7 protein-coding genes are annotated in these 12,681 nt (G+C 40.3%); 2 read left to right on the forward strand and 5 right to left on the reverse strand.

All coding sequences use genetic code 11. The features are described from left to right. Nucleotide 1: 1 nt before the first annotated feature. Entirely contained in the window at nucleotides 2-2,692 is a 2,691-nt protein-coding gene (locus OWEHO_RS07065; protein WP_014201786.1) for a T9SS type A sorting domain-containing protein, read from the forward strand. A gap of 54 nt (nucleotides 2,693-2,746) precedes the next feature. Beyond that, nucleotides 2,747-5,443, forward strand: a complete 2,697-nt coding sequence (locus tag OWEHO_RS07070) for an FG-GAP-like repeat-containing protein (protein WP_014201787.1) — start codon at nucleotides 2,747-2,749, stop codon at nucleotides 5,441-5,443. Nucleotides 5,444-5,457: 14 nt separating this feature from the next. On the opposite strand, the gene OWEHO_RS07075 is transcribed toward OWEHO_RS07070, so the two are convergent. The 5 genes from OWEHO_RS07075 to OWEHO_RS07100 form a co-directional block, all read right to left on the reverse strand. Beyond that, nucleotides 5,458-5,889, reverse strand: coding sequence for a hypothetical protein (locus tag OWEHO_RS07075; RefSeq protein WP_014201788.1), 432 nt, complete (start codon nucleotides 5,887-5,889; stop codon nucleotides 5,458-5,460). A gap of 39 nt (nucleotides 5,890-5,928) precedes the next feature. Then, nucleotides 5,929-6,255, reverse strand: a complete 327-nt coding sequence (locus tag OWEHO_RS07080) for a DUF3817 domain-containing protein (RefSeq protein WP_014201789.1) — start codon at nucleotides 6,253-6,255, stop codon at nucleotides 5,929-5,931. A 58-nt stretch (nucleotides 6,256-6,313) separates the two neighbouring features. Next, the gene (locus OWEHO_RS07085) at nucleotides 6,314-8,566 is read right to left on the reverse strand and encodes a GDSL-type esterase/lipase family protein (RefSeq protein ID WP_014201790.1); all 2,253 of its coding nucleotides are present in this window, start codon (nucleotides 8,564-8,566) and stop codon (nucleotides 6,314-6,316) included. 68 nt (nucleotides 8,567-8,634) lie between these two features. Next, on the reverse strand, nucleotides 8,635-9,876 hold the full coding sequence (locus OWEHO_RS07095) for a YCF48-related protein (protein ID WP_014201791.1): 1,242 nt from the start codon (nucleotides 9,874-9,876) through the stop codon (nucleotides 8,635-8,637). A gap of 80 nt (nucleotides 9,877-9,956) precedes the next feature. Then, the gene (locus tag OWEHO_RS07100; RefSeq protein WP_014201792.1) at nucleotides 9,957-12,197 is read right to left on the reverse strand and encodes a helix-turn-helix domain-containing protein; all 2,241 of its coding nucleotides are present in this window, start codon (nucleotides 12,195-12,197) and stop codon (nucleotides 9,957-9,959) included. Nucleotides 12,198-12,681 lie beyond the last annotated feature (484 nt).

Raw genomic sequence — 12,681 nt, forward strand, 5'->3', positions numbered from 1 at the left:
TATGAAAAAACTAAGCTCAACACTCTTGTTTTCAGCACTATGTGTTTTTGCCTTTGGACAAAACTCACCCAATCTTTATGGTTTTATTAAAACTGATAACATATCGGTAACTCAAAACGGCTCTAATTTGAAAGATCCTTGGGCCGGAGGTATCAACAGTGCACAAATAAATACCATTGATTTGGACATGGATGGTACTTCTGATTTGGTGATTTTTGATAGGCAAGGAAAAAATCTACTTCCCTACTTAGCCGTTGGCTCAGGTGCCTCAGCGCATTACGAGTACGCTCCTCAGTACGAAAGTATTCTTCCTCCAGTAGATATTAGTGCCTCATGGACACTTTTTAGGGATTATAACTGTGATGGAAAAAAAGATATTTTCTTCAGCATCGGAAGTTACTTTTATGTGTGGGAAAATACTTCTGGCAGCAGCTTGAGCTTTTCACCTGCAAATGGAGGAAAAGCCATTCAATCAAGTTATAATGGTCATACCAGCAATCTATATGTAAATAGCGCTAACATACCAGGCATAATAGATATAGATGATGATGGAGCCATCGACTTGCTTACTTACGTGAATGGTGGCATTGAAGTAGAGTTTCACCAAGGCCAAACCCCATGTGGGCTTAGTTTTATTAATACCGAAACTTGCTGGGGTCATTTTACCGAAACAGGGTATAAGCGAGGAGTAAACTTAAACGCTTGTACACCTCGTAAAAAGAAAACTTTACATGACGGTAGCACGATCCTCCCTATTGATCTTGATAATGATCAGGTAAAAGATCTTATTCTTGGAAACATCACTTTCCAAACTATGACAGCTGTGCACAATGGCGGAACTCTGGACAGTGCACACATGGTTTCTCAGGATACCGTTTACCCTATTCAAAACCCAGTTCAAATTCCTTTCTTTCCAGGAGCGTTTTATGAAGATGTAGACTTTGACAACATTCCCGACTTATTGGCAAGTCCAGCACTTGTTACCAGTGACGGCATCAATAAAAAGAGCCTTTACCTTTACAAAAATACAGGTAGCACAGGCACTCCTAATTTTGTTTTCCAAGAGGAAGATTTCATTCAAAATGAAATGATAGATATGGGTGAACGAACCGTGCCACGCTTTGCTGACTTAACTGGAGACGGCTTGCAGGACTTGGTTGTAAGTAACTCTAGCTATAAGCTAAAAGACACAGCAAATGTGCATACGTACTATTTCTATACAAACGTAGGAACAGCTACTCAACCCGCTTTTTCTCTTACCGACACAAACTTCATGAATATTTCAAGCTATGGAATTGGCTTAGGTACCATCCCAACTTTTGCCGACTTGGATAATGATGGAGATTTGGACGCACTTGTTGGAGACCGAACAGGTAAGATTCATTATTTTACCAACAGCTCACCTTCATCACCAAATTTTACCCTAGCTACTGCGGGGATAGGAAGTATTGACGTTGGGAATAATGCAGCACCATTTTTATATGACCTTGACAGCAATGGAACTTATGATTTATTTGTAGGAAACGAGGTGGGCACTATTTATTATTACTCGAATAACTCTACATCCAGCCCAAACTTTACCCTTGAGGATAATAGACTTGGTGGAATTACCACTAAAGGTGCCAATACCTATGGCTATAGCATCCCTTATATGTTTAAGAAAAATGGACTGGATAATCTTTTAGTAGGTTCATTTAGTGCTGGTATTTTTCAGTTTGATAGCCTAAGTCAGGTAATGAATAAGCCATCACTACTTCAGCCTAATATTGGGGCTGGCACTTTGGAAAGTAGTGGCTCAGATGAAACCCCATTTGGCATTAAAAGAAAAAATGGTAGAAATCAATTCCTGGTTAAAAGTTCAGAGCTCCGTCAAGCTGGGTTGGTATTTGGCTACATTAATGCAATTGCATTTAAGGTTACTACTTCCTCCAATAATATTATCGAAAACTTTCACATTAGGATGAAGAACACTTCTGATACGGTACTCAATGATTTTCAAACGGGGCTGACTGAAGTGCTAGAAATAAGAGAACAACCAAGTAATGGATGGAGTACCTTTACTTTTACAACCCCATTTTTATGGGATGGAGCTTCTAGCATTGTAATTGAAACTTGCTTTAGAGGACAACCAAATAGCCTGGACATAAAAGTAGAAATGACTGATGTAGGCTTCAATGCCAATGCGTATGGAGACTATGTAGATCCATCACTTCAAGGCAACGGGTGTGCGCAACCCTACATTGCGTCAACCACTAGAAGACCTAATGTTAAAATAATTTTGACACCAGCTTTTGCCAATACCGAAAATTATATGAGTGGCGTATACACCGCCCCTGCCCTTGCAGATCTCAATGGTGATGGGTTTGTAGACATGATAATGGGTAATATAAATGGTGGTCTCAATTATTTTGAAGGAAAAATATATGATGTAGGTATAGAAGAACATAAGCCCACTGGAGTAGCCAACCTCAATGTATTCCCGAATCCGGGCAATGGGAGCTTTACGATAAGTACACCTAATATGAGCAAAGCAAACCTAAGTGTGTTTACCCTTAGCGGGAAATTACTCATGAATAAACAAGTAATAGCGGATGAAACCAAGATTGACCTGCAAAGTCAACCAGACGGAATGTACCTCTTTATTCTTCAAGGAGACGGAGAGTTACGAACCGCCAAGGTGATAAAACGATAAGTTGAAAAGGGTGGAAATATTTTCTGCCCTTTTTTAATTTCAAATCTCCTCAGTTTGAAAAAACTAACTTCTCTAATATTATTAACTGCACTCAGTTCTTCTCTCTTCGCTCAAAGCCCGCGTAATCTATATGGCTTTGAAAAATCAAACGATATTCCGGTAATTCATGATGCTAAAAACATAAAACTAGCTTGGACTGGTGGGATTAATAATGCTCAAGTAAATACAATCGACCTCAACCTAGATGGCCTTGATGACCTAGTGTTATTTGATAAAGAAGGGAAAAATTTTCACACCTATATTACCGTGGGGAGCGGTAGCAACGCGCGCTATGAATATGCACCAGAGTACGAGCTAAAAATGCCACCTCTTGATCCTCAAAATCATTGGGCACTTTTTCGAGATTATAATTGCGATGGAAAAAAAGATATTTTTCTTGGGTTAAACAGCGATGTGTATGTTTGGAAAAACACCTCTACCAGTACTAGTCTCAGTTTTTCTAAAGCAAATAATGGCAACAGAATAGAATCAGATTACCGGCAAGGTAGAATGAGGCTTTACGTTAACTCTGCCAACCTACCCGGTATAGCCGATATTGACAATGATGGCGCTTTAGACATTCTTACTTATGCGAATTATAGCATCGAAATGCAATACCATAGAGGGCAAACACCTTGTGAGTTAGATTTTGAAGAAGAAGAAACTTGCTGGGGGCACTTTGTTGAAGGTGGAGCCTCACCTGGTGTAACTTTAAATTCATGTATTCCACACAAGAAAAAAACAATGGATGGAAGCACCACCATACTGCCCATTGATTTGGATAACGATCAGGTGATGGATTTGATTTTGGGAAATAATGCCTTCCCATCATTGGCAGCCCTCTATAATGGAGGTACAGCAAATAATGCTCACATGACTTCACAAATGGTGCACTTTCCTGCATCCCATCCTATAAATATTCCATCGTCTCCCGCGGCTTTTTATGAAGATGTAGACTTTGACGGACTTCCCGATTTACTGGTAAGCCCCACATTGGAAACAAACTATTTGAGTAACAACAAAAAGAGCCTTCACTTTTATAAAAATACAGGTAGCGCGAATTCCCCAAACTTCGTTTTTCAGCAAAAAGACTTTCTTCAAGAAAATATGATTGATGTGGGTGAAAGATCTGTGCCCAGACTTGTAGATCTTAATGGTGATGGAAATCTGGATTTAATAGTTAGCAATAGCTACGCCCACATAAAAGACACTACAATAAGTCACAGCTATTACTATTATCAAAATACAGGAACACCCACCCAACCTGAGTTCACGCTGATAGACACTAACTTTATGAACATTGCTTCTTCTGGAATATCCAGCAATTCTATTCCCTGCTTTGGCGATCTGGATGGCGATGGCGATATGGATGCTTTGGTTGGAAATCTGAATGGAACACTACATTATTTTAAAAACTCATCGCAAACCTCCCCATCCTTCACATTGGTAGCTTCAAATTTTCAAAACATTGATGCCGGTGATTTTGCAGCTCCATTTCTATACGATATTGATAGTAATGGAACTTTAGATTTATTTATTGGCAACCAAGACGGACGGGTTTATTACTACTCAAACAACTCTTCTACTTCTCCTAATTTCACGCTAGAAACCACCATTTATGGAGGGCTTAGTATACCTCCAAAACAATCGGGATATAGCATTCCGTATCTTTTCAAAAAAAATGGTTCAGATAATCTTTTTGTCGGCTCCACTCATTCTGGCATTTATCAATTTGATAGTATCGGCAAAGTGATGAATAGCCCATCCCTACTTCAACCAAACATAGGCTCTGGCACCATTGTAAGTAGCAATAGATTTGAAACGCCTTTTGGCACAAGAAAGAAAAATGGTAGGAATCAATTTTTGATCAGAGCTTCGGAATTGCGAAATGCGGGACTCACCTATGGATATATTTATAGTATTTCATTTAAAATTACAACCAGCTCCAATAATGATATTGAAAACCTGATTATTAAAATGAAGAACACGAGTGACACAGTACTCAATTCGTTCGTAACCCAAGGTTTGGAAGATGCATATGAAGAGAGGATGCAACCAAAACAAGGCTGGCAGAGTTTTGACTTTAATAATAACTTTCTCTGGGATGGGACTTCTAATATAATTATTGAAACATGTTTTAGCAACCAACCAAGAAGCCGAGATGTGCACGTAGAAATGACTGACGTGGGCTTCAATGCCAATGCATTCGGTTCCTACGTAGATTCCTCAGGCAATGCGTCAGGTTGCCAACAACCCTATAATGCAAGCAGCACATTGAGACCTAACATTAAAATAGTATTGAAACCAGCATTTGCAAATACTGAAAATTATAGTGGCGGTTTGTACACAGCTCCTGCCATTGCTGACTTAAATAATGATGGGTTTATGGATATGCTAGTCGGAAACATGAACGGAGGTATTACCTACTATAAAGGCAAAATTTATGAGGTGGGAATCAATGAGTTCAGAAATGAGTCAAATACTTCCTTAAACGTGTTTCCAAATCCCGGCAATGGAAACTTTATGGTAAGTACACCAAACTTAAGCAAGGCTCACATTAGTGTATTTGACCTTAGCGGGAAATTGATTCTTAAACAGCAGGTAGATTCGGATAAAACCAAAATTGATTTATCTGGACAACCAAACGGAATGTATATTTTCATCCTGCAAGGAGAGGGGCAACTAATGACAGCCAAAGTGGTAAAAAACTAAAGCAAAAATATTAGTTACATTAAACTCTCACTCTTAAGCTCTTCTAAAATTTCTTCAAGCTTAGTTAAACTCAGAGGATAATGTAGCCACGATAATGCTTCCACTTCTGTTGTACATACTTTCCAGGTAACTATACTATCAGTCATGTGCTTTTCAAATAACATGGAGTATGCCGTTTGAAGTGGCTCCAGTGTAAGAAGACATCCTTTGCGGTCAATATCCAAACGGATGCTTTCTTTAAAAAAAGTAACCATCTTGTGCACATCCTTTGCGGGAACAGTAAAATTTGAGCATCGCAAGTCGGAAAGAATATCATATTCTGGGTTAAAATCCGGATGGGTAATTTCTCGCTTTTTAAATTCGATATAGTCATCCAAACCAAAGCTAGATCCACAGAGTTCAATTATTAACTTATGCTCTGGTAAAATGCGGAACACATGTTTCATAATATACTTGAGCCATTAGAGTTCGAAATATCGCAAAAGCTATGAAACAACCACTGCTGCCTCACGCTCAGCTATTTCCTTCTTTACCGTTTTGTCAAATACGAAAGGGCCAAATGGAAGCAATGAAGCCAATACAGCTAAAGCCACTTTGCCGATAGGCCATTTGCATAAAACGGCAACTCGAAGACCTACTATTAAATAAGCAATAAATAAAACACCATGTGCCCAACCCGTGTACTTTACCGGCAAGGGATAATCTGCCATGTACTTTAATGGCATCGCGATAAACATTAATAATAGAAAGGACGCCCCCTCTAGAATACTAATAATATGAAACTGCTTTAAAGCCTTTATTTTGTTTTCCATGTTTCTGATTTGGCCGCAAAGGTCGATGCGGAAGGTGGATTTACCAAGCCCTTTTGCATTAATGATTAATGACTAGTGGTGTATATTCATTTACACCTTTCTCATCAAACAAATGAAGCCAGTAAGTACCATTCGGGAGATTACTTAAATCCAGCTCCATATCTAAAAAGCTTTCTTTTATTGGGATTGTACGCAGCCGCTGTCCTTCAGAAGAAATCACCGCCAGATAACCATTTTTAAAACTGCAGTCACAACTTATCGAAACCTTGCCCTGTGTAGGATTTGGGTACAACTGTAAGAGATTATTTCTTCTTTCAATAAGCGATAATGGCTGCCCTATTGCCACGATAATCGTATCATGAACTAAGCATCCAAAACGGTCAATTGCCTGAACGTAATAGGTAAATAGCCCAGCTCCCAACACATTCCCATCAATCAAAAGTTGACGGCTTGTATCGCCCGTACTCCACATAATCTGAGAATAATCGCCCCCAAGGCTAAGTAGTAAACTTTGATTCAATGCGATAGAGGTATCATTTCCAAGGTAAATATCTCCTGCATTTACTATTGCTTCAATTAAAGTGTCTGTAGCGCAATCTCCTTCCGGGTTAAACCCAAAATGATAAAAGACTTCCCCATTCCAAATACGAGGAAAATAAGAGGCTCCAAAATTATGCGCCTTACCCGTACCACTCGTCAAAGTCAATTTACTACTTGTAAAATTTGCAACCTGAGAAGCACTTAAATATCTCAAGTTGGTCCCATTTTGCATCATCAAATAAACGCCTAAAGTATCTCCCGCTTGAAGCGAAATACTACCAAAGTTTACATTGCAAAACTGATCGGCTACAGAAGCTGAAATAGTATCTGTGCCCCACATGGTCCACGCCTGAGCGCTATCTTCCAAGCCAAAATGAGATTTATTTACATAATAAGCAGTTACCCCTGAAACGCCTGCCACAGCCGCCTTTAGAGCAAGGCTATCAATCACCAAACTATCATTGGCAATTAAGTCAAACATGATTCCATTATAGCTTATCGAAGAATTATCAGTAGTGAAGAGTGATTCTTTAAAAGTCATTTCTCCATATACAGCTGAAGCTCTATATACCTCAGACTGCTGAAGTGCAGATGTATTAAAAAAAGGTCCAAAGCCTATAATACTATCCATTGCATTATACCACACAATGGTATCTCCTCCACTTGCGAAAAAGCTCGCACTATCTCCCGCACAAATCGTATCGTTTTGAGTGGCTATGGTTGGGAGACTTTGGCGAATAATAGTTAGAGTATCTGAAAAATCGTTGACCGTAAGGGAATCGCCAGTTGTTATGAGACTTGCGCTTACCATCCATTTGCCACCATTGGATGTATTAATGGCCAATGTTTGAGTAAATGACTCACATGTGTTCACTCCTCCAAAAATGGTATCCCACTCTGTGCTTACACTACTTTGAAGTAAATTCTCCACCTCCCACTTTATCGGAAGGTTGTATGTACTAGGTGCCCCAACATTGGATAATTGGATAAACACAGTATCCCACTCGGTACCACATTTCATTTTTGTGTTTTCGATAGAATAAATGGAGTGTTCAGGAACGCTTAAAGTGTCTATGAGTTGAGAAAAAATTTGCTTGTCTCGCACTCTTTCAAATAATATTTGATGAGCCGTATCATTCATGTGCACACCATCGCCTGAGTCAAAGGTCGGCCCCATTTGTCCCGTGGAATCAGCGAATCCTGTCCAAAAGTCAATTGCGTGAGCTCCAAAATATGATAGAATGCTATCCCTCACACCTTCCTGAATTTGCACCTTGGCAGTGGAAAAATTTCTAGGCTGAGTAGTACAAACCCATACAGGTATGCCTGCACTATCCGCCACCTGAGCTATCAGGATAAAATTGGCCATCTGTTCATTTACTGTAAAACCACCAGCCGCATCATTGGAAGGCATGTTTACTATAATACCGTCCGCTTGCAAGCGAATAGCCTCAGAAACATTGCGCAGCGCGTTAGTGGTGGGTCGCCCCGATGGAGCCACAAACCAATCGGGCATAATATGATAGGTGGTGGTACCGCCTTGTGCCAAGTTGGTAACCTGGTTTTGTGGATTTATGGATTGTAAAAATGTTCGATATCTATTTACCCAGGCATTGGCCGATGATGAAGGCCCTGCCCCAGCAGCTGTAGACGATCCTAATATTACCAAATGGAATGCTTGTCCGCGAACACAGGGATTTAGAGTATCATTTGATTTTCCTGGAATACTTAGAAATACAATAAAAAATAGGGAGAGTAGTGTTTTTTTCATGGAACCAAATTATTGCCAAAAAGGTATGACTAAAAAATTGAACCACTCAAAAGCACACTTGATACCGTCTACTTTTTAATAAGCTTTACCACTGTGTTTTGCCCTCCCGCACTCACATTAAGCAAATAGAAACCTGCAGGCTCAATTTCCAAATTCACTTCAAAGGTATTTACATCTGTAAATGTCATTTCCTTTACCCGGGAGCCGGAAATATTAGTGAGTTGTACTGATACATCTTCATTTACTGGTAAACTAACCGAAACGGTATTTACTGTTGGATTTGGAAACACCTCCAGCTGCAACAGCCCTTTTTCTTCAATTATAGAAATAAGCGCACTATTTTTATACACGTGGCGGTTGGTTATAAAGTAGCCTACACCTCCATTAGGGAAACTCATATCCACAACATAATTATTACTGTCCACAGGAATCAATTGACTGCTCCATGTATTTCCAAAGTCTGATGTTTCAAAAAGCTTCTTGATACCACCATCATCACCAATGGCGTATATCCTTCCATCAGCCATCTCTGCCATCGTAAATATCAAAGAAGAGTCAGCCAGTGGAACAATGTTCCAACCACTGCCTTGATTGCTTCTTACCTGCCCCTTTTCTCCAAATAAAATACCATTGCCTGAAGCGTCAATTACAAAATCTGTGAAGCCCTGATAACCCAAGGTATCGCTATGAACAACTTGCCAAGTGGAGCCTCCATCAGTGGTTTCATATAGTCGGTTGAGATAAGTAGAAGTTTGCACGTAAGTGCGGCCCAATAAGTAGCCGTGTTGAGGGCTCACAAACTCTATTTTGCTAAAGCTTTCTAAAGGAGTAGATATTGAGAATGTATCTAAAGTAGCTCCTCCATCTGTAGAGTGAACCATCATATAATCGCCCACAGCATAAAATTCATTTGGGCTAACCACCTCAACATCATAAAATACCCCACCCGAACTATTGCCATATACCGAGTCCCAATTCAATCCACCATCGGTAGTTTTCATTATGCTATTTGCATAATATTTATTGAAGGGAAACCATGCTCCTCCCACTGCGTAACCCACGTTGTTATTAGCAAAATCAATATCATACATGTAGCTGTCAAACGCAATAGACACGGTGTCCCAGCTATTTCCACCATCGGTGGTTCGTCTCAAAGTTGCCCAATCATTGTAGGCAAAACCAGTATCTGAATTGACAAAATGCAAACATTGAAAACTTCCGTTGCTGATGGAATCTACAAGCTGCCATTGTGAAAATGACGACAAGCTAAGCAAGCATGAAATGGTAAGAAGAAAGTATTTGTTTTTCATAAGGAAAGGTATTGTGTGATACGTGCGACCTCTACCTTATACTCGTTAAAAACCCTGCCTTGGTTGGGTTGTCTCTACTTTTAATTTTCTTCTTTACGAAGGTGGGCCTGTACCATCCTCAATTTTCCAAAAGTGTATTTCCCCTCTTGCTCCTTAAAAACAGCGTTAAGGCTTTGGTGAATATTATTCCCAAAAGCAGCTGTGATTTCCTTCAAATCAGAAGCACCAATCACCTCATGTACCTCTATTTCCCCTTCGGTAATACCTTTAGCCAAATGTCCCTCAATGGTGCTAACGGCCATTTCGCGCTTCTCGGCAATTTCATCTGGCGTAAGTCCGCCCTTTACCATTTCATAGGTTATTTTATAAGTCTCGCCTTTTGGCTTTTTGGCTTTGCTTTTTCGCCCTGACTTGGTACTTAAGTTTTTAGGATTATCCTTGAGGTGAGTTTCCGTGGCTTGCTGTAAATCTTCTCTGAGATTTTTACGCTCAGCTTCAACTTTATCCAACTGAGTAATTTCCTCATCATTTAGCATGCACTCACACAGTCGGCTCACTTTGAGCAAATCTGTGATTGTAACCATTATCAACTGATCGATTTCTTCCAGCAGATTTACATAAGCTTTGGTGCGCGAAAGCTGACTCACCTCTCCAATATGTATCAATAGCTCCTTGGCTCTGGATTTTAAAAAGCCTAAATAATACTCCCGGCCTTTTATCAGCCTTTGCTTTAATTTTTCAGTCTCTTCCCGATGAAGCAAGCCCGCCAACTGGCCTCTAAATTTTCGTGTATTATCTTCTTCCGCGGCAAAAGCTTCACGCAAATTATTTAGAGCTGTTTTCATTTCCTCATCCTCAAAATCAAGCTTACCCGCCATTTTGCTTTGCGTGTATTCCACTTGCTTCAAAATTGGTTCAAACGAAAAAGTATTGCCAAGCATTTCAAACAAATACCTCTTCCGTTCACCTTGTAATCTGGTATTTAAATCATCAGCCGCACGAGCGGTCGAAAAGCTTACTACCTGCGCATCACTGCTTATAACGGAAGATAAAATTTTGGTGCGAAGAATTAAACCATCTAATGAGCGAAGGCGTGAAAGCGCCACATATACCTGCCCCGGAGCAAAGGCTTGCCCCACATCTATCACCGCTTTATCAAAAGTTAAACCCTGGCTTTTGTGTACCGTAATGGCCCACGCCAATCTAATGGGGAATTGACTAAAAGTGCCTATCACCTCCTCCTCCAAATCTTTGGTGGATTCATTTACCTGATACTTTTTATTTTCCCACTCATGGCGGCTCAACCAGTATTCGTCATCACCCTCCATGCTTACAGAAATGCTATCGTCACCCAGCTTAGTAACCTGTGCTATTTTTCCATTATAAAAAGCTTTGCTCTCCGAAATATCATTCTTCACAAACATAACCTGAGCGCCAACTCGCAGCTCCAAACTTTCCGGCAATGGAAAAAGCTTCTCCGGAAAATCCTTCTCTACCTCAGCTTCATAATAATGTGAAGGACCATCCAGTTTATCCAGTGCCTCACGATTCATTTTGTCCGCACGATTATTATGGGTGGTAAGAGTTATCACGCCCTCTTCCTCTATTTCTCCTTCACGGAAATGACTGTTCAGCAATTCCAGATCAGCTGGAGTACACACATCATTTCGAAGGTTGTTCAGCACATTAATAAACGTGTCATCACTTTGACGAAAAATCTTATCCAACTCAATGTAGGTGAAGCCTTCTTTTAGCGCCAGCGCTTCAAAAAAGTGAGGACTTCGATAAAATTGCTTCATGTACTGCCACTCGTGATCCTTTACAATAGGTGGCAATTGATACAAATCGCCAATCATCAAAAGTTGCACGCCACCAAATGGTCTTTTGTAATCACCTTTTACGGCACGCATTCTATAATCAATAGCATCCAGCAAATCCGCACGCAGCATGCTCACTTCATCAATTATCAGAAGGTCAATATTTCGCAATACTTTTTTGCGGGCGCTGTTTAGCGAATGGCGGCTTGCCAGTTCTTTTCGGGTGTAAAAACTACTTTGCAGGCTTCCCTGGAATTGTACTGGCTCAGGTAAATATGTTCCGAAAGGCAATAGAAATTGCGAGTGAATCGTCACCCCTTTTGCGTTAAGCGCAGCAATGCCGGTAGGCGCTACTACCACAAACTTTTTATGCGTGGCTTCCGCCAAATTGTGTAGAAAAGTAGTTTTACCGGTTCCCGCTTTTCCCGTAAGGAAAATGTGGCTGGCTGTGGAGTTTACAAATTGGGCAGCCAGTTGAAGTTTGTCGGTAGAAACCTGAGACATGAATTGAGATTTGGAATGATTTGCAAAGTAGGGATAAGGTGAGGGATTATCCAAAAGAGTCATGGTTTATGTCCTTTTTCCCATTATGCGCCCAAGTGCTTATGCTTTCCCCCGAAAGCTTTCGGGGTCAGGTGCCCCCAAGACCCTGCTTACCGGCAGGCAGGGAACCAAAATGTCTCTTACTTTTTTCTCGAGTCAAAAAATTAAACAACCGACCCCAATAGCTATCGGGGAGCTCATGAAGTCTTATTTAAACAATAAAAGAGAGGTGAATAAAAGTTTATCTCTTACTTTTTTCTCGAGTCAAAAAAGTAAGCAAAAAGTCCCAGGCTACTCAGCTTTTCCTTGAAGCCTACATTCCCTTCCGCTAAAATTTAGAAACTCATTCCGCATACCTGCGGAACTCAAACAGCCTAAATTTTTACGCTCCACTTCATTTGGCTTCTTACGGAAAAGATGAAAGGCCTATCCATCGAAACAAGTT

The sequence above is a fragment of the Owenweeksia hongkongensis DSM 17368 genome, assembly GCF_000236705.1.
GTDB classification, from domain to species: Bacteria; Bacteroidota; Bacteroidia; order Flavobacteriales; family Schleiferiaceae; genus Owenweeksia; species Owenweeksia hongkongensis.